General features: G+C 66.2%; 14 protein-coding genes. 4 read left to right on the top strand and 10 right to left on the bottom strand.

Annotated features, from left to right (window positions below; all coding sequences use genetic code 11):
* Window positions 1–413: 413 nt before the first annotated feature.
* Window positions 414–1,529 carry a hypothetical protein gene (locus FJV41_RS25760; protein WP_141645200.1) on the top strand — a complete coding sequence of 372 codons (1,116 nt, stop codon included), beginning with the start codon at window positions 414–416 and terminating at the stop codon, window positions 1,527–1,529.
* An 87-nt stretch (window positions 1,530–1,616) separates the two neighbouring features.
* Here the strand turns inward: FJV41_RS25760 and FJV41_RS25755 are convergent, their stop codons facing one another.
* Window positions 1,617–4,511, bottom strand: a complete 2,895-nt coding sequence (locus FJV41_RS25755) for a phospholipase D-like domain-containing protein (RefSeq protein ID WP_181790936.1) — start codon at window positions 4,509–4,511, stop codon at window positions 1,617–1,619.
* A gap of 55 nt (window positions 4,512–4,566) precedes the next feature.
* The gene (locus tag FJV41_RS25750) at window positions 4,567–5,817 is read right to left on the bottom strand and encodes a Tat pathway signal protein (RefSeq protein ID WP_141645199.1); all 1,251 of its coding nucleotides are present in this window, start codon (window positions 5,815–5,817) and stop codon (window positions 4,567–4,569) included.
* A gap of 500 nt (window positions 5,818–6,317) precedes the next feature.
* Here FJV41_RS25750 and FJV41_RS25745 point away from each other — a divergent pair, with 500 nt between their 5' ends.
* The gene (locus FJV41_RS25745; RefSeq protein WP_141645198.1) at window positions 6,318–8,174 is read left to right on the top strand and encodes a hypothetical protein; all 1,857 of its coding nucleotides are present in this window, start codon (window positions 6,318–6,320) and stop codon (window positions 8,172–8,174) included.
* A 25-nt stretch (window positions 8,175–8,199) separates the two neighbouring features.
* Here the strand turns inward: FJV41_RS25745 and FJV41_RS25740 are convergent, their stop codons facing one another.
* Window positions 8,200–8,592: a MazG nucleotide pyrophosphohydrolase domain-containing protein gene (locus tag FJV41_RS25740; RefSeq protein WP_246137410.1), complete on the bottom strand. Its 393-nt coding sequence runs from the start codon at window positions 8,590–8,592 to the stop codon at window positions 8,200–8,202.
* A gap of 103 nt (window positions 8,593–8,695) precedes the next feature.
* Here FJV41_RS25740 and FJV41_RS25735 point away from each other — a divergent pair, with 103 nt between their 5' ends.
* Window positions 8,696–9,217 carry a hypothetical protein gene (locus FJV41_RS25735; protein WP_141645197.1) on the top strand — a complete coding sequence of 174 codons (522 nt, stop codon included), beginning with the start codon at window positions 8,696–8,698 and terminating at the stop codon, window positions 9,215–9,217.
* 144 nt (window positions 9,218–9,361) lie between these two features.
* Here FJV41_RS25735 and FJV41_RS25730 read toward each other — a convergent pair whose 3' ends face one another.
* From FJV41_RS25730 to FJV41_RS25710, 5 genes are all read right to left on the bottom strand, one after another.
* Entirely contained in the window at window positions 9,362–10,159 is a 798-nt protein-coding gene (locus FJV41_RS25730) for a zinc-dependent metalloprotease (protein ID WP_141645211.1), read from the bottom strand.
* 351 nt (window positions 10,160–10,510) lie between these two features.
* Entirely contained in the window at window positions 10,511–11,167 is a 657-nt protein-coding gene (locus FJV41_RS25725) for a DUF2490 domain-containing protein (protein ID WP_246137409.1), read from the bottom strand.
* 206 nt (window positions 11,168–11,373) lie between these two features.
* Entirely contained in the window at window positions 11,374–12,891 is a 1,518-nt protein-coding gene (locus FJV41_RS25720) for a Kelch repeat-containing protein (protein ID WP_181790932.1), read from the bottom strand.
* Window positions 12,892–12,931: 40 nt separating this feature from the next.
* Window positions 12,932–13,798: a hypothetical protein gene (locus tag FJV41_RS25715; protein WP_141645194.1), complete on the bottom strand. Its 867-nt coding sequence runs from the start codon at window positions 13,796–13,798 to the stop codon at window positions 12,932–12,934.
* Window positions 13,799–13,873: 75 nt separating this feature from the next.
* On the bottom strand, window positions 13,874–16,726 hold the full coding sequence (locus tag FJV41_RS25710; protein WP_141645193.1) for an SBBP repeat-containing protein: 2,853 nt from the start codon (window positions 16,724–16,726) through the stop codon (window positions 13,874–13,876).
* Window positions 16,727–17,251: 525 nt separating this feature from the next.
* Between FJV41_RS25710 and FJV41_RS53870 the strand changes: the two genes are divergently transcribed.
* Entirely contained in the window at window positions 17,252–17,521 is a 270-nt protein-coding gene (locus FJV41_RS53870; protein WP_246137408.1) for a hypothetical protein, read from the top strand.
* A gap of 129 nt (window positions 17,522–17,650) precedes the next feature.
* Here FJV41_RS53870 and FJV41_RS25700 read toward each other — a convergent pair whose 3' ends face one another.
* Together FJV41_RS25700 and FJV41_RS54980 are read right to left on the bottom strand one after the other, a co-directional pair.
* On the bottom strand, window positions 17,651–18,385 hold the full coding sequence (locus tag FJV41_RS25700) for a TetR/AcrR family transcriptional regulator (protein ID WP_141645191.1): 735 nt from the start codon (window positions 18,383–18,385) through the stop codon (window positions 17,651–17,653).
* 92 nt (window positions 18,386–18,477) lie between these two features.
* Entirely contained in the window at window positions 18,478–18,624 is a 147-nt protein-coding gene (locus FJV41_RS54980; RefSeq protein WP_368773775.1) for a helix-turn-helix domain-containing protein, read from the bottom strand.
* Between the last annotated feature and the right edge of the window lie 23 nt (window positions 18,625–18,647).

The raw sequence follows: 18,647 nt of genomic DNA, 5'->3' as shown, positions 1-18,647 counted from the left end.
ATGTCCCCGGTGGTCTCGCGGCGAGGAGGCACGGCCTCCCGGAGGAGGCCCGGTGTGCGTGCGTGGGAGACGCGCATGCGTTTCGAGAGGACGCGCTCCGTCCAGGAGGGCTGGAACCGTCCACGCGGCTTCGGCGTCAAACACCGCCCCACGTCTCCTGCCCCTGCCATGCGCCCAATCCTGCTCCTGTTGCTGATGCTCTCCGCTTGCGCGACCTCGCCATCGACCTTGGCCGGGAAGAAGGCTGCCGCGGCTGTCGCGGAGCCTCCCTCGCCCGCTCCGAGCGGACCGTTTGGAACGGCGCATCGCTTCGGGAGGTGGCTGATGGGATGTCAGGCCCGCGAGGACACGAATGGAGACGGGGCAATCGTGGCGCTCGACAAGAAGGGCCGGGTCCTGCAACGGAGCGCACCATGTGGCCTCAGGTCCTGCTGGTACTGCTGAGCACGTCGCCATCCGAGGGGCTCGATATCGGAGAGGTCTCCTCCTTCTCCGACGTCACCGAGGGGTGGCAGGTGGACCCCGCCCTCGACCTGTCCGAGGCGATTCTCCGGGGACCCCAGGCGCCCGTCTTCAGCACCGCGGATGGCGGCGCCTGCGTGGACATCGGGAGATGGTCGGGCACACACGGGAACCAGAACTGGGTCTGGGTCCATTGTCCCGCGCCCCCCGATGCGGGAGCGGTCTCCCCTCTCTGCCAGAAGCTCATCTCCAGCGTGACGGACCTGTCCGTGCTCGGTGAGTTTTGCCCGAAGGCGGCCGTCGCCTTCGCGGAGCTGGAGCTGGCGAGCTGTGGCCTGGGGGACTTCGAGCGCCTCCTGCGTCGGTCCTCGTCGATGAAGGTCCGCGTGCCGAAGACGAAGGACAAGGCCATCCAGGCGCTTCGGCGAATGGCCAGGTACGACCGAGGGGTGTTCCAGTCGGAGACCCTCGGGTGCGCGGAGACAGTCACCTCGCCTGACGGGCGCCTGCGGTCCTGGACCCTGCGGCGCGCCGCGCGAGGCCTGAAGGACGAACTGGAGAGAGGCCGCGCGTACCTCCAATGGCTCACACCCGAGGGGACATTCGGGTTCGCTCTCGACAGGTCGCTGGAGGAGCTCCAGCTCGACGCCATCCTGGACGGACTCACCCCGATTCCTGGCAACCTCCAGGAGTATCTGCTGACGGGTTACAGCCTCCTGGGTTTCGACTATCTGCGCTTCGCGGAGGTCATCACGCTGGCGGAGGGGCGCCCGAGGCTGGCGAAGGGCCGGTTCCTCGTGGAGGGACAGAAGGAGGACGTGCTCATCGTCACCGGAGGTGTTCCAGAGACGGGCAAGCCTCGGCACAGCCCGGTCTACAACCACTTCCTCCGGTTGAAGGGCGCGCAACTGTGGGCAGAGCCCATCCCGGGGAGTTCATGTTGCAGCCGCGTGCGGAAGCCCTTCGTGCTGGGGGAATGGACGGGCGAGGCCTTCGCCATGAAGGAGGGCGGCTGGGCCCGGCTGCTTCGGCTCCGGGGGACTCGGGTGCTTCACCCAGGACGTTGAGACCCGGCCCGCCCACGCGAGGGACCCCGGGCCGCGCGGTGGAGCCCCCTTCGAGGCGGCCGCGCGGCCAGAGACGTCGTCCTCGACTCAGAGGAAGTCGCTGCCGCCCTGGTTCAGACCATTCAGGGCCTTCTGGTGCTCCTCGCGGAGCTTGATTGCCGCCGTGCGGGGGTTCGGAGCGGGGAGGGGCAGGGCGTTCCCGGAGTGCACGAGGCACCGCGACAGGTGGACAATCCAGGGGCCGCAGCTGTGCTGTCCCCCAAAGCCACCACCGTGGTTGTCATTCTGATAGGGGATGTCGCACCGCTCGACTTCAAGGTCCGGGAACGCGCGCCGCAGGGGACCGAGATTCGGCACGCTGCTCGGGTTGAGCGGGTCGATGTAGAGCACGCGGGCCTGGGCCCTGCCTCCGAACGGTGACGGCGCCGCCTTGATGTAGATCAACCCCCAGTGGTTGCCGTTGACGTTGTAGGGCTGGACGATGATGCGGGGCTCGCGATCTTCGGCCATGCCCTGGAGGGCATCGTCAAACGCGTCGGGCCCCAGGCGACGGAGCTGGTAGGCGCCGAGCCCGGGGCGCACGACCACATTGGGCATGTGCCCGATGTAGTGCTCCATGAGTCGGAGGATCTGGCGATCCGTGTAGTAGTGCTCGTCCTCGATTTTGTCGCCGTTCGAATGGACGTCCGGGTCCTTCTTCTTCTGGGCCTTCGGCGAGGAGGGCTCCGAACTCGACGGCACCGACTCCTTGGCGAGCTGCCGCTCCACCACTCCCACCTTCGCGGCCTCGTCGTCCTGCTGGAGGAGGGTGTCGAGGTTCTCGGTCTGGGACACCTTCACCCGTTTGACCTTGCCCCGGTTGTCGTTGCTCAGGAGCGGCGGAAAGATGCCCAGGCCACTCCCTCCGCTGAAGCCGCTCAAGCCTGTCTTGCCGAAGAGCGGTGTCGACATCAGGCCCGCCAGGAGCAAGGGATTGCCTCCTCTGCCACCGAGCAGCGACGAATAGAGGCCGAGTCGGGGCCCCAGCAACGAGGGCAGCTTCGGCTTGGGCTTCTCAGGGCGCGTCTTGCAACCCCCTTCGCACAGGGGATTGACACAGTGCAGTCCCGAGTAGTCCCACAGGGGCTCCCAATACGACTCGAGCATGTCCTTCACGGCGGACGCGCCCTCCACCAGGTAGTTGAACTCGGAGAGGAAGCCTGGATAGAGATTGTCGGACCCGACGACATACGACTCGTCGTCGACAATCATGATTTTCGCGTGATTGCCCGGCGCGGACGGAACCTTGGGATAGAAGGCGCCGCTGGCCTTCTTGACCGACTCCTGTGCGCTCCCGATGACGCCCTTGACCGGTGGCACCGTGGCGAGCGAGGGTTGTTTCAGGGTCGCCGTCTTTCCCTCCTCCGTGAGCTTGGGCCAGAAATAGGTCTCACCTTCGGTGGTGCTCTCCTCGGGGACCTTGTCCGTGAAATAGAGCGGCGCGATGTGCAGTCGCTCCAACGCACGCTCCCGCACGTCCGCATCTGGCAGCCGGGTGTCAGTGTCCACGGCATGCGTCGCGTAGTACTGGAACAGCTCGAACGTGCGACACGCGCCCGAGCCGAACGAATATTGGTCGCCCTCCGCGCCCGCGCCGGCGTCCAGGGGGGAAACCACGACCTGGACAACCAGCTTCTCGTTCTTGAGCAGCGCGTCCATGATCCAGTGGCAGACGACGTGGGAGGACCACTTCTTCTTCCACGCGCTCACCAGGTCCATCTGGGACAACCGGAGGATGCTCTTCGCGCCCTGGATCAACTCCTGCTTCATCAGCTCGGACGCCTTCTCGTAGTCCTCCTCGAGGTTCGAACCCTTCCAGTACTTGCCGAGCGACAAGACGCGGGTCGCCTTCTTGTACTCACCGAGGCTGGCGTAGGAGCTGTACTTCTTCTCCTTGAACACCGGCAGCTCCAGGTCGGCGAGGGTCTGGAGGTCATCCCTCCGGATGTCGTCCTCGATGAGGTCCTCGTCCAGGTCCTCGTCCGACTCCGACAGGAGCTTCTTGCTGGAGTGGCTGGGAGAGGACTTGAAGTCCTCCACGCTTCCACCATGCAGCTGCGCGAGCGCCTCGAAACGCTCGGTCCGGTAATCAATGGCATCCTGCTCGTTCAGCGGGTCCTTGAGCTCCCAAGGCTTGCCGACGTGGTCATCGCCGTTCTTCCAGACGCCGGCATCGACATCCAGATACTCCTTCGTGAACACATCCGTTTTGCACGCCCACATCTGGTTCAAGTACAGCTGCGACCCCAGGGCCGCCTCGCCATGCATGACGACCGACACGTCGTGCACCGGCGGATAGCTGGTGAACAGGTCCATGTTGAGGTTGTGTCCCCCCACCAGGGATTCAATGCCATCCACGGCGATGATCTTCGAGTGATTCCACGTCATCTTCGTGAAGTCGTCATCACCCTCCGACACCATCCAGCTTGGCAGGGACTCCGCGAGGCGCGCGAGGAGCCCTGACTGGAGTCCTTCCCGGAGCCGGTAGAACTGGCCCATCCAGATCTCCGGCTTCATCTTCCAGTGGCGCGTCCGCGCCCTCACCAGTCGAATCAGCGCGCCCTGGAAGTCGATGAGCGGGGGCGCCGTGCCGTTCATGAGGAGCATGGGCGTCTGCCCGAACAGGAACCGGAACTGGGTCCGCTTCGTCCTGCCCATGTCCTCGCTCAGCGCGGCATCCATGGCCCCCAGAATCACCTTGGCCCATTCGGGGTCCGGGCTGTTGAGCGAGGCCACGTCACAGCGGAACTTCGACTTCTGGATGACCTCGACGAGCGCTCGTTCGAACTCCTTCGTGCGCTTCCGAGCCTGGTCCATGATGCCGGGACCAAAGTCCAGTCCCCAGATGCGAGGCGTGTCCATGATTCGCACATAGCTCGCACCGCTCAGGTGATTGAAATAGCGGGGTTCGACCTTGCTTCGCACCGCGTTGATCTGACTCATCTGCTCCGCACTCCTCGCCTGAGCTGTCCCTGCCCCTCGGAAGCCACGATCTGATTCACAGGAACGTCCAGTCCACCCAACCACCACCGGTCTGCTCGATGGTGCAGGGGTAGGCGAGCCTGTAGGGAGGCGTGCCCACCACGTCCTCGAAGTAGTATTTGTTCCAGCCCAGGACGCCGTGGATGGAGGACACCCGCCGGACGGACTGCCGCGACACATAACGAGATGTCCGGGTCTGCCCGCCCGCCATGGCGTCGAAATGAGAATGCGCTGTATGGATTCTCTTTCGCAGCTGCCTGACGGTATCGCGGACCTGACTTTTCGTGTGGAAGGTCGTTCCCCATCGGGTCAGGTAGCCCCGCGCCATCTTGTAGATGAGCCTGGGAACCGCCGCGACGTCGTCGCTGAACTTCTTCGGGTCATACAGGCCATCGGTGGTGCCGATTCCCGCGACGGTGCTGTGGCGCCCTCGGGTCGCGTAGAGCCGATACCCTTCGGGCTTGGGGAGGTCGGAGGCGAGGAGGGGGTCCGCCAACTGGCGGTTGTTGGCGAGCGTCTGCCACGTGCTCCCCAGGCCCCGGCCCTCGATGGCCTCGTGTTCGCGTTGCTGGGTCATCCTCGCATTGGGCCGGGGAATCACCGCGCTGAAGCCCACGTCCAGGTGGTCCCAGGCGTAGACGCCGACGTAGTTGACGACATTGGGAGGCAGCTGGGTCTGGATGCCGTACCACTCGCCGGTGCCCGGAACGGGGTCGATGGCGAAGATGTTGATGGGGATGTTCCGACAGGCCTCGCCCCCATAGGCATACAGGAACCAGGCGGCCATGATGGATTCGACCGCGCCGCGGCTGTGCCCGACGAAGTTGTACTGTTCCGCCCCGCTGGCGGCGGCACGGCTCGCGGCATGCAGTGCGAGCGCCGCATCCGCCCAGCCCGCTATCTGGCCCCCCATGGTCCGCTGGTTGCCTTCCGAGTAGGTCCGCGCGTACTTGCGCAACTCTTCCGGCGCGCCGGGCAGGGTGGCGTCCAGAGGGTCACACGTGTCCATCTGGTCGTACCAGTCGTTCTCGCCGACACCTCGAACGGTGACGCTCTTCTTCGTGTCCTGGAGGTGGGTGGAGATCTCCGTGTGAAGCCGCACCGGGATGTATCCGGTCCCCTTGTCGAAGATGTCTTTGTGGCTGATGAGGCGCTGGTCGTTCTTGGCGAAGAGGCCGAGAAGCTTGTAGTCCCAATATCGCGTGACTTCGCCCTCGTCTCGCGCGCAGGCGGTTCCACAGAAACACACGGTGTAGACACTCGGCATGCCGGCTTCATCCCAGTTGAATAGGTTCCTTGAGGAGACGCGCGAGCCCAGCCCCCCCGTGAACGGGCCAGCAGGCGGACGTCGCACGTGCCACCTGCCTGCAATCCACATTTCGTGCCGTGGACGCGGCGAGGGCTGATTCGCCCCATTCCATGGGCCCAGGAGGCGGCCCGCCTCGAGCGGCGGACGGACGCGCGACTGTGGCGGGGGGCCGTGACTGCTGCCCGGGCTCGGACCGCGCGCCGACGTGTCCCTTCCGACCCTGGGTGGAGCGGTGGGATCGCAACCCGCGCTCAGGCGCGAGGTCGGCACTGCGTTTCATGGGGACGCAGCCGCGTTCCTCCAGGCCGCGCGCGACGCTCGCCTCCCTGGTGTCTCTCCACAGATGGGCACCCGGCGGTCAGCGGCGGCGCGTCGTACTGACAGTGGAAGCGCGGGGTGCTCACGCACTGCCGGGTCGTCCCGCCCTCACCGACTCCGTGGGTGGAGGACAGACCCGCGTGTCAGGCTTGGGACTCCAGCGCGAGGAGTGTGTCGTGAAGAGCTTCGAGCCGCGGCGTGACGTGCCCATGGTCGAGCAGGTCACCTCTCGGGACGAGCGGATGGAGGGAGGGGCACATCCCCGGGTGGCTGCCCTGCAAGCGCTCGGGGCGCGCCTCAATCAGGGCCCCCGCGTGGTGGCGCAGGCGAAGCTGGCGGCGAGCCTGGGAGGCCGCTCGCCGAACGCCCCCATCCAGCGCGTGGGCGGCGCGAAGTTCGGGCTCCGCGTGGAGGATGCGGCTCGCGAATCCGCGGGGCACCAGCGGCTCCGCGAAATCCATGCGGCGTACAAGGAGGAGGTCAAGGCTGGCAAGGCCGCCGCCGTCGCCGACTTCGACGGACACGAGGATGAGATTGAAGCCCAGACAGCCTATTCCCATGCGCTGGAGAACGCCGAGCTCACCCCCCAGGGACTGGTGACGCGTCTGGGGGGCGATGAGGACTTCAGCGTGGCGGGAGATGTCATCTCCTACCAGGGCGCTCCATTGGCAAACATCCTCAGGGGGAACGCGGCGTATCTGCTCGCGACTCCGGCCGCGCATGGCGTCGCCAACATCTACAAGAAACACACCCTGGAGGGGCCCAGCGACAGGGACTACGTGCGGGTCCGAGGGCGGATGCTTCGGCGCCAGGCCTGGCGCGGCATCACCCCTCCCGAGCGCAAGGCCCTCAAGGAAGGCCGGGCGCTCACGCCCATGAATCGGGGTCACCTCACGGAAGGGCGACTCGGTTACAACTTCGATGCGAGCACGGGAGCGCCGACGCCGCGGGTCCGGAACGTGGGGGAGGGCAAGGTGAGCGACCTGGAGTGGCTCAACACTCACGCGAACACGCAGCTGGACGAAATCCCCAACGAGCCCCGGTTGCTGTCCTTCCTCCAGACTCGCAAGGGCGTTGGAAAGCTGCTGTCGGCCCGGTCCACGCCTGGAGACATCACCTCCAATCATGGCGTGGGCTTCAGCGGCTATGGCGAGGTGGAAATCGATCTGGCCAGGGTTCCCGTGGCGAACTTCGTCCACCACTACAAGGACGAACCCTTCGATGCGGGTGAGCTGGCCGAACAGGTGGGGAGGAACCACCCATCCGGGCCCCTCAGGTGGGAGACGGACCGCGCCAACGAAACGGTCCTGCGCAACCGGGAGATTGTCCTGAGCGAGATTCCGCGCGCCGCGGTGACAAACCTCACGGATACGCCCGCCCGGCAGGCCTATGAGGCGGAGTTCGCCCTCACCTATACCCGGTACTTCCAGGAGAAGTATCGGGAGGTGGTGTTCGAGGAGACAGAGCTGGATGAGCCCGCTCCCGTTCCGGCGCCCGACGCCATTCCCTATATCGAGGACCACTACACGCAGCTGCAGGCGCGGACGGATGGTGCCCACCTCATCAGAGAGGCATCGACTCGCGGGAGCGCGGACGCCGCCGAGCGTGTCGCCTATATCAATGCCTGGCGGAAGTCCTACGTCATCGCCTGGAAGCGGGCCTACGAGGAGGCTGCCTGGGAATCCGCCGTGTATGACGACGAGGGGAACACCGCCGAAATCGTGGTCCCCGAGCCCCGGTTGCCGGACCATGTGGGCGATGGGCTCGGCGAGGCCGCGGGGCTGTCCGCTGGCGGCGCGGATGGAATTCTCGACGGAGCCGCCGCGACTCGGAGCGGTCCGGCCTCCTCCAGCTCCAGCGAGCAGAAGCAACAGTCGCGCGGGGGCCAGGGGGAAGACGACAGCGATACCGACGAGCCCAAGGTGGTCGACAAGCGGTCCACGCGAAAATCGAAGGGTGGCAAGCGCGAAAAGAAGAAGTCAGTGCGCAAGACGTGAGGGGCCCTGAACCGGGGCGCCTGGCTCAGCTCCAGGTGCGCTGCTGGTTTCGCGCGTTCTTCTCGCGGAAGGCCTGCTCCAGGTCCACACCGACGCGGTTGGCGATGGCCAGCAGGTAGTTGAACACGTCCACCAGCTCCTCGCCGACATGGGCACGGGCCTGTTCGGTGGGCGTGCCGCGTCCCTCGTCATAGAGCTTCTCGTGGCGGCGCACCGCCTTGAACACCTCGCCCACCTCCTCTCCCATGAGGAAGCAGTTGTGGACCAGGTCCAGCTTCAACCAGCCATGCAGGGCCTCCAGCTCGTGGATGTAGTGCTGGTAGTCCTTCATGGAGGCACCCGGGGGCAGTTCAATCATCCCCCCGTCCTCGACCATGACGGGGTGGACGTCAACCGCCGCCACGCGCTCGCGGGCCATGACCGCGTCACGAGCCTTGTCCCATCGACGGAGGTGTGGCCCCAGGGCCGCACGGACCTGTGCACGTGGCTTGCAATCGGACTTCCCCAGGAGGCATCGATACGTGATTCAGCGACCTTGGACCTGCATCTGGGCGTCTGTGCTGTCAGTGGCCGTGGGGTGCGCGGAGGCGCCACTGCGCGGCGAGGAGACGCCGTCACGCGTGGCGCTCGCGCTCGCGGATGAGGGCTGTGACACGGAGACGAGCACCCGGTGCTTGTGCGTGGGCACGGTCGGCGACGCGGCGCCTCGACTGGAGGAAGTGGGCGTGGACCTGGACGTCCTGCGAAAGGACGGATGGCCGTGCGTGCGGGGTGACTTCGACCAGGACGGAGCGCCGGACTACGCCTTCCCGGGCGAAGGCTACTCGTGCAACCAGTCCGTCCCCGTGCGGGTGCTCTTCACGCGCGGCGGGCACGTGCGGGAGGTCCTGGCGCTGCCGCGCGAGGTGAGCTGTCTTCAGCGCTACGTCCCGATGGCTTCGAGTCAGGGGCTGGTCGACCGGGGCGAGGGCAACGCCACCTGGTTCTACCAGTTCGACGGCAAGGGCTGGCTTGTGACGTCCCAGCGCTCCGAAGAGAACTGATTCGGTACACGGGGCCACACCGCATGAAGCCGCGAACCTCCAGCCCGGACGTGAGTCGCGGACTGGAGGCTCGGGCGGTGAGGGCGGAGCCCTCGAGGAGCACCTCCACGGCGTCAGGATTGAATCCGTGGGAGCGCGCCAGGACTAGTACAGGGTGGTCAGCGCGGTGCGGTCGGAGGCGGTGAAGTTGCCCGTCTCCGTCGAGCGGAAGCAGGAGTTCATGAGCGAGCCACCCGTCGACGCCGTGGTCGGCGTGCCGGCGATGTGGATGGCGCCGACGCCCGCGGTGCCCTCGTTGCCACCCGAGCCGCAGCTGATGGCGCGGTTGTAATAGTCAGAGTGACGGAAGCCGACCGTGTGGCCCAGCTCGTGGGTGATGACGTGCTCGTTCACGCCCACGCTGTAGGTGTTGAGGCCGGTGCCGATGTTGATGGTGCCGTAGGGACGGCCGCCGGAGGGGAAGCCCGCGGAGCCGCCCGTGCCGGTCGTGGTCCGCGCGGAGATGGTCGCGCTGCACGTGCCCGTGCTGCCACGCGCCATGGTGAAGCTCAGGCCCAGCGCGTTGTAGTTCGCGATGGCCAGGTCCAGGCCCTGGCTCAGGCGCGCGTAGCCGTTGAACGCGGCCGTCGGAACGATGCAGATGCGCGTGATGCTGGAGGCGACCAGGTTGGTCGTGCGGTACTGCTCCGGGCCGGCCTCGACGGGCCGCAGCATCTCGCGGGAAGCCTCGAGCGTCACATGGGCGTCGCGGCCCACGTACACGTCGCCATCCGCCACCATGATGTCGTTCGCCGGGAAGCCGGCCTCGACCAGGTTGGAGATGATTTCCTGCTCGTGCTGTGCGTCATCGACCTGCGTGTCGGTGCCGCAGCCAGTCAGCAGCGCGCTACCGGTCATCGCGAGGACAGCAGCTCCCTTGAACATCTTCTGGAACACGGGCATCGGAGATTCCTCGTCCATTCAGACTACGGGGGGACGCGTCATCCGCCTGGTGTCCACCAGCTGCGGCCTGACGCGCTCCGGGCCTTGAGCAATCGATGGGCCAAGCAATCTCGCAGGGTGAGAAACCCGCAAATGGCGTATAACATGGACTACGGGTGCTCCAGGTGTTCCGCTCCAACGCGTAAAGAGTGTTGACGGCGCTTCACGCAGCTCCGCGTAATTACTGCGGATTGTGGGGAAATTACGAAGTGTTTCGGAAACACACAGTGATGTCTGTTTATCGGTCATCTGCCCCCTGGGGCAAAGACACCCCAGGCACGAGGGAATGGGGCCGGAGCGCCGTTCGCCTTGCTACAAGTAGTTGAAGGGCATGGAGACGGAGAGCGCGTGAATGAGTTGATCCGCCTCGGAGGAGGGCCGGCGGATGAAGGCGTTGAGGTAGCCCACCTCCACGGAAGAGTGGTCTGCGTACTTCCAGCCCACGCCGAGGAACACGCGGTTCGTGTCGAAGCCCGCGCTGGGACCGCCCTCCACCGAGTTGAGGTGGTAGAAGACCTCGTCCCAGAGAATCAGTGACAGGCGCCCCTCCGCGGCCACGGGCTGGGCACCGCGGAGCATGACGCGCGCGCGGAGGGAGACCTCCGTCGTCCCGGAGAGGAAGCGCTGCTCGAAGCGCGCCCGGAGCGTCCCTCGCACGGACCCCAGCTTCGGCGTGTAGAGGTACTGCTGATAGAGGCGGCTCTCACCCTGCCGCAGCGCGGGGTCCCCATCCCAGACCCAGAGCGGAATCCAGCCCTGGCCCAGCCACAGGGACATGTCCTGGAACAGCCGCACGCCTCCCGCCGAGCGGAGGATGGCGCGGCCGTCGTCCTTGCTGAAGCGCGGCTGCGCCTCCAGGTAGTAGAGGAAGTGCTCTCCGATGCCGCCCTGTGCCGACACGGTGTACCAGAGCTGGGCTTCCGCCTGGACGGGCCGGGCCTCCACGGCGCGGAAGGGAATGACAAGCATCAGTCCGAGGAGGGACCGCAACATCTGCGAGCGCATGGTGCGGATGCCTAGACCATGACTCGGACACGGGCTCAATCCGGTGGGAGACGCGACTGCGGCTTGTGTGACGAAGCCGCAGCGGTCCTGGCGCGGCGTGGGCCTTGTCTCCGGAGGCGCCACGTTCCGGCAGCGGGTTGGCTGATGAACAGCTCCCGCCCCACGCGTCGCTACTGGATGTTGAGCGCGTAGTTGCCGCAGTGGACGCTGTAGCCTTCGACCTTGACGGTGATTTTCTGTCCCGCGACGAGTGAGAGTGTCAGCGAGGACTGGGACGTCGAACTGTTCGCCTCATCGTTGCAGCCGAGCGACTGGCTCGTGGTGCTGTCGACAATCTCGAGGACGGTGTCGAAGTCGGAGCCGGCGGTGGTGAAGGTGAACAGGCCGGTCGACGGAGCCGTCCAGGCATAGGTGGCGTCCGGGGACGCGCTGTAGACGCAGCTCGGGGTGAAGGTGTCGGCCGCGCCGCACGTGTAGCCCTGCGCGACCCTGCCCATGGGGGCGGAGGAGAGGGTGTACAGCTCGGAGGTCCGCCCTCCATTCGTGACGAGCATGTTTCCATCGACGAGCGTGATGGCGCTGTGCCAGGAGCGGGCGGTCGCCATGGGGGCCGTGAGGGACCAGGTGTTGGTCGCGGGGTCGTAAAGCTCCGCGGACTGCCGTGTGTTCCGGTTGTTGCTGGTGTGGCCGCCGGTGACCAGGACCTTGCCATCCACCAGCGCGGCGGTGTGGAACGCCCGGGGCGTGCTCATCGTTCCGGCGGGGGACCAGGTGTTGGTCGTGGAGTCGTACAGCTCCGCGGCCGCCACATCTTCCCAACCGCCCACGACCAACACCTTTCCGTTGGGCAGGCGCGTCGCCGTGTGGTCCCAACGCGCCGTGGCCATGGACGCGGTCGCGGACCAGGCGTTCGTGGCGGGGTCATACAGGCGCGCCGTGGCGTGGGTCGCTCCATCCCATCCCCCGACGTGCAGCACCTTCCCGTTGGGCAACAAGGTCGACGTCGAGCCCAACCGGGTCGGACTCTGGGCTCCCGCGAGAGACCAGGTGTTGGTCGCCGGGTCATACACTTCAGGGGTGGAGACGTAGCCGCCAGTCACCACCACCTTGCCGTTGGTGAGCAGCGTCGCGGTGCAGTCCTCCTGGGCCGTGCGCATCGCGCCGGCGGCGGACCAGGAGTTGGTCGCCGGGTCATAGACTTCCGCGGTCGCCGTCCTGCCCGTGCTGGTGTAGCCGCCCACGACGAACACCTTTCCGTTCGCGAGCAAGGTGGCCACGGGCCCGTCGCGATTGACGGCCATGGACGCGGCCATGGACCAGGTCCGGGTGGCCGGGTCATAGAGCTCCGCGCTGGCCAGGTAGTTGTTGGAGCTGCTGTTGTACGAGTACCCACCCGCCACCAGCACCTTGCCCGAGTTCAGGCGCACGCTGGCGGCCCTGTGTCGGTCGATGCTCAGGGACCCGGTGGCCTCCCAACGGGGCGCGAGCGAGGCCAGCGAGGCCTCCGAGGCCATGGGAGAAACAACGGCCGTCAGGTCCGTGGAGGCCTCGGGTGAGCCCACTTCGTGTGAGAGGCGGGTCTCCTCCCCATCACAAGCCAGGCCCCCCACGAGCCCGACGAATGCGGCGAGCAGCGTGGGGGCGACACCTCTGGGGAACAAGCACCGGCCTTGAAAGAATGCATTCATGATGACTCCCTGACTCGATTTGGAGGGGCTGGCTTCATGGCTACGGGACGTACAGGACGGAGACTGGGGAGTAGCTGGAGTAGCTGCCATTGGGCTTGAGCCGGCCCTTCGACCTGAACTCGTAGACGCCCGCCGAGGCCACGGTCACCTCGAACGCGAGGTAGTCGCCGCGAGTGATGGTGGACCACGGGGTGGTGCCGGTGCGGCGGTACTCGAAGACGTGCTCGGGAGTGGGCCCCAAGGCCGGTTTGTGACACTCGGAACACGAGGTCACGGAGGGAATGGCCACGAACTTGTGGGCGCCTGCGTTGCTGGCACTGGAGACGGTGAAGGGATAGACCGCGTACGTCTTGGGAGTGAGCGAGTCGGTCTGCGGCGGTGAGCGAATCGTCGGCAGCTCGGGGCAATGGGTGGCGAGCTGGTAGGCGGCCGAGAAGGTGGCATGCCGGCAGTACTCGGACTCGACCAGGGTGTAGCTGATGGAGATCCGATAGCGTGTTATCGGCACGCCCCAGGGATTCACGAAGGTGTCGAGCTTGACGAGATGCAACGGCGCGCGCTGCGCGAGCTTGTCGTCCAGCCCGAACTTCCCGAAGCTGTTTGCCTGGAACAGGTCGAGGGTGATGCCCGCTGGGACTTCGTGAAGGAAGTTCACGAAGACGGTGGACGTCTCGCCACTGCATGCCTTGCGCTCGGTGGTGATTCCTTCGTAGAGCACCGGCGTGTTGTGGTCGGAATAGTCCTGCTCGCAGCCAGGGTAGTCGAGCGTCGTGAAGGCGGCGTCCTCGACACTCGCGGAGGCGCGCGTGGTGGCAGGTCCTTCGAGGAGGGCCTCCTCGGAAGCACCACAACCCGCGGCGAGGGCCGTGCAAGTCCCCGCGAGCAACAGCCCGAGATGGTTTTTCATGGGATTGGCTCCAGGCAAGGGGCCCCTCCACCCGGAGCCACGGAGTGGAAGGGCCGCATGTTGCCTTGGTGGGCGCTACTGGAGCTGTATCTCGACGTTGTCCAGACCCCAGGCCTCTTCATTGATTCCGGAGAGGTCCGCCGCGGCAAAGGACAGCGTCAGGTTCGTGGCCGAGTGGTTGAACGTGTACTTGAGCCGGTACACCGAGTCCCCCATGGGATACAGGAGGGTGTTTCGCTCGAAAGCGCCTGCTCCGGCCGCGTTCACCGCGGGGTAGTTCCCTGGATACGACTGGCTGCTCCGCGTGTTGGAGAAGGTGGTGTCGAGCAGGAGGGGAAGTCCCGATGCCGTCAGCCGGAAGCGGCTGGGGCCGAAGGCGCCGTTGCCATCCCAGCCATTGATGACATACAGGTCGAAGCTGACGGTGGCCGTGGTGTGCGGGGGCAGGGACGGGAGCGTGAGACTGACGGTCTCGTTGCTGAACTCGCCGAGGAAGGTGCGGCCTCCCGCGGGCACCGTGCTCCTGAGCTGGGAGCTCCACTCACCGGCGCCAGCGCCCGCTTCGAAGTTGACCAGGTAGACGGACTGGGGGGCGGGCTGGGGAGGAGGCGGAGTGCCCTGGGTCTGGGCACTGGTCTGGACGGCCGCGGCGCCGCTGGCGAACGAGGTGTCATTGGTGACGAACACGTCCGTGATGCAGGCCCACAACGTGGCGATCTGGGTGACCCCCGCGTTCTGGCAGACCTGCTGGGCCTGCTGCCGCTGGGCGGGAGTGGGTGACGGCGGTGCGAGAGGGAAGTTCAAGTTGGTGAACGTGGAGGAGGACTCGCCCGCGGCATAGTCGAACAGTGACTCCGCCTGGGAGATTCGCCAGCTGTTCACGTAGGCCTGTGGGCCGACATACATCTGCGCGAACGACGGAGGCGCGGCGAGTGGCGTGTTGTCGCGCAGGACGAAATCGTCGGCGCGGTTGCCATTGAAGTTGCCCAGGGGCCCCCGGACGTTGCCTCTGCGCGCCGGGGAGAGCAGCACGTCGACATTCATGTAGGAGCCGACGGGAGTGATGACCAGGTGGTCTCCGGTTGGCCACTCGACGACGTATCCGCTCCCCCGAGGGATGATGCGCCCTCCGTCGCGCAGCGGGGTCTCCTTGGTGATGGGAACCGCGAGGCCGTTGATCTTGAAGGGAGGCGAAGCCCCCAGGTAGTAGGCCACTCGCTCGGTGCCAAGCCTGGCGGCGACGGCCTTGAAGACGCTGACATGGGAAGAGCCGTTCCAGGGGAGCTGGCGGGCCTGGATGTGAAGGTCGCCGACGGTCGACTCGGCGAGGATGAACTCTCCGTGCCCTTGGAAGTCATAGGCATAGCCGTCGAAGGTCACGTAGTGCGGGTCTCCCCAGCCATAGCTGAGGTGGCATTGGCCTGGAGTCGTGATGGTGCAGCCTTCCAGGTACCTGAACACCAGCAGGTCGGTGCTGCCTTGAGACGTGGCGCGAAGGGTGGGGAAGGCCGCGTCGGTGTGGCCCACGATGTACACCCCTGCCCCCGTGTCGACGGCGATGCCCGCGCCGATGTCGAACTCGGCGTTGGGGAGCGTCGGGTGGGTCGAGCCGATCTGCCGGCTCTTCAACGGGGCTCCGGTCGCGCTGAAGCTCCTCATGAAGACATCGGTTTCCGCCAGGTCTCCGCTGTCAAGCGGGGCGCCGGTCTTGATGTCGTGGTTGCTGATGCCCGTCACGTACACCGTACCGCCGCCGTCGGAGGTGACTCCGTACAGCATGTCCCGTCCGGCGGTTCCGAACTGCTGCTGCCATTGGACCGTGCCGTCGGGCCGGAACTTGAGGAGCAGGGCATCGTACTCGGCGCTGGGGTTGGTTCCCGCGTAGCTCCCGATGGTGTAGCCGACCAGATAGATATCAATCTCGCCGGTGAGTCGTCGCGAGGTGGCCAGGTCCTCCATCACATCCTGGGTGGTGGTTCCAAACTGCTTCGCCCATATCTGGGTGCCCGTTGGGCCCAGCTTGACCATGAAGACGTCGCTGGTCAGGCTGCTGCTGTCCGTATTGTTTCCCCCGAGATTGCCGTGGGTGTGGCCGCCCACGTAGATGTCGCCATTGGCGTCCGTGGCGACGCCCCGGGCCTGGTCGTTCTTGTTGTTGCTGCTGACGAGCGGTTTCGACCATTGCAGGGTCCCCGCTGCGTCGTATTTCACGACGAAGGCATCGGTCCCCGAAGAGCTCGTGGCTGAATACCCGACGATGTAGATGTTGCCGTTCTTGTCGGTGGCGACGGAGGTCGCGCGGTCGGCGGTCGGGGTGCCGAACAGCCGGGTCCAGATGCGGGTCCCCTTCTTGTCATACTTCGTCAGGAAGGCATCGGAGCTGCCCGCGTTCGTGTTCCCGTCGAGGTTGCCCGAGGTGTATCCGGCGACATAGATGACGGGGTCGTTGCATCGACCGCCGACGTCGAAGGTGGCGATGGATTCGGCGAAGTCCGCGGGGTTGGGGTTGGCGGAGGTGGCGGGCGCGCCATGCTGGCGGGCCCATTGAAACGCGCCCGCCAGATTGTACTTGGCCAGGAACCAGTCACTCCCGACGGCAGTGGTGCTCCCGTCGAAGCTGCCCGTGGTGTAGCCCACCGCATAGACGCCTTCGCAGGACGCCGCGACATCCGTTCCCTGGTCCAGGCCGCTGGTGCCGCGCATCTGGAGCCAGTTGGGCGCGTCTTCCGGGAGCATCGTGCGAGCGGGCCCGGTGTCTTCAGTCTTTGTCGCGGAGGGCAGCGCTGGGACGCGTGGAGGGACGGGGAGCAGGGAGAATGGGCTGTCTGGCGATTCGAGTTGTGGCGCCGCGGTGACTCCAGGTGTGACGGGTGTTGCTGGCAGGCTGGTGAGCAGGCATAGCGACAGCAGACTCATGCTTTGAAGCATGTCGTGTCTCCCCTTGTGGTTTGCCCCCGTGCCCCTGGAGATGGACAGTCGCTGTATGGACGGAGTTCTTCGTCGCGGATGAGCGTGACGGGTGGAGCGAACTTCGGGCTGCGTGGACGGCTGGTTTTGGGTGGAGCGCTTCGTGGCCGTGGAGGCCGCTGTGAGACTTCGTTGGGTTTAGCACTCTTCCGCCTTGGCCCGCACCCCCTGGACTGTCACTTCATCGAGGTGGAGTTGTCACAGTCCTGTGGATTTCCCTTAGTCGTGTGATGTCTTTTGGGACTGGATGGCCCCGCCTTCGTGGACCTGTCTCTCGGGCGACTTCGCGCTTCCCCGACAGTGAAGGAGGCGTGTAAAGGAAGCTCCGTGAGACGATTCGCCATGCCGTGCCTGTTGCTCGCCGCGCTGTCGGCCTGCGCTACCCCGTCGCCGGGTCCGCCACGCGCGCGGCCTTCCGGTGCCCCCTCTGTCCAGGGCGAGGCCTGCCCGACACACAAGCTCAGGTTCAGCCGAGAGACAGGGTGCATGAACGATGGCTCGGTGGAGTTCTGCCTGCCGACGGGGGACGAAGCCCTGCTCGCCCGCGTGAAAGCGCTCGCCCCCTCCATCGAGGCAAACCCCTCCCGAGGCCGCGCCGGCTGCGACCTGCCGAAGGAGACGCTCTACTTCATCCCCACCGGCGAAACCGAATGCGAGGCACGCCACGGTGCGCTCACGCCCGCCGCGTGGACCATGGTTTGTGACGTCGCCGCGCTTCCGGAGGTCCGGAAGCTCGTGCCGACCTGGTACGAATGACCCGGCACCACTCGCCCCGGTTGATGACAGGCGCTGCCCGCGAGGTGCCCACCGAATCCTCGCGGTGTTGCCTTCACGAGTCGCTGGCTTCCGCCGGGTGCGTCCAATCGCTCTCCCGTGGCGCGGCGCTCACGCCTTCCGGCGAGGCTTCTTCGCGGGCGGGGCCTCATCCTGATGACGCTGGATGCGTCGGCCGATTCCTTCCAGCATGAAGTCGAGGCTGTTCTGGAACTCCGCGTCGACATCCAGCGCTCGCATGCGTGCCAGGGTGTGCTTCACACCGGGGTAGTCCTTGGAAGGAAGGGCGAGGGCGGCGGCGTGGAAGCGTTGGAGGGGAGGGGGCGCGTCTTCGGACCTGCCGGCCCACTGCTCCTGGCGGCGAATGGTGCCCGCGAGCCAGGAGAAGAACGTGTTGTGCAGGTCCCCGGCCTCGCTCCAGGGCACGCCCACTTCGTGGAGCTTGCTGACGGTGCGCTCCAACACGAGGAGCGCGCCGCGGACGGCCGGGCCCTCCTCTAGAAGAAAGTCCATCACTCCCCGGTGTGTCAGGCCGAGCACGCGGACGCGCAGCGCCACTTCCCGCAGCCAGTCCAGCGGCGCGAGCGAATCATCGGGCAGCGAGAGCTGCTCGAAGACGTGCTCCACGACCCGCGATACGAGCTCCTCGCGGTCTCCGACGTGCTTGTAGACGGCCATGGGGGTCGCGCCGATTCGTTCCGCCAGCACGCGCATCGAGAGGCTCTTCAGCCCACTCTCCCGCACGAGCTTCGCGGCGGCCTCGGTGACGAGGGGGAGGGACAGCCGAGCGGGGCGTCCCAATGTCTTCCGCGCCTTCTTTCCCGTAGCCCCTTCGCGACCGGCCATCCCGCTCCTCGCATCGCCGCGCGAGTCCCTCCGCAGCGGCGTCCAACCTAGTACCTCGGCACAGAGGTTCTGACCGATTGGTTTTGAGCGACTCAGCGTAGGACGGGCAGAAGTTCCGGGGCCAGCAGCAGTTCAATGCTGCGGGCCTGTCCGGCGCTGCGCCGGATGAGCCCCCGGCGTTCAAGCTCCAGCACCATGCGGTGGACGGTGGGAGGAGTGGTGCCGAAATATCGCTGCATGTCGGCTTCGGCGGGAGGGCGCC

Source organism: Myxococcus llanfairpwllgwyngyllgogerychwyrndrobwllllantysiliogogogochensis, from assembly GCF_006636215.1.
Classification (GTDB): Bacteria; Myxococcota; Myxococcia; order Myxococcales; family Myxococcaceae; genus Myxococcus; species Myxococcus llanfairpwllgwyngyllgogerychwyrndrobwllllantysiliogogogochensis.
Note: the sequence above shows the minus strand (reverse complement) of the source record. Positions and strands in the feature narration are given on the sequence as shown.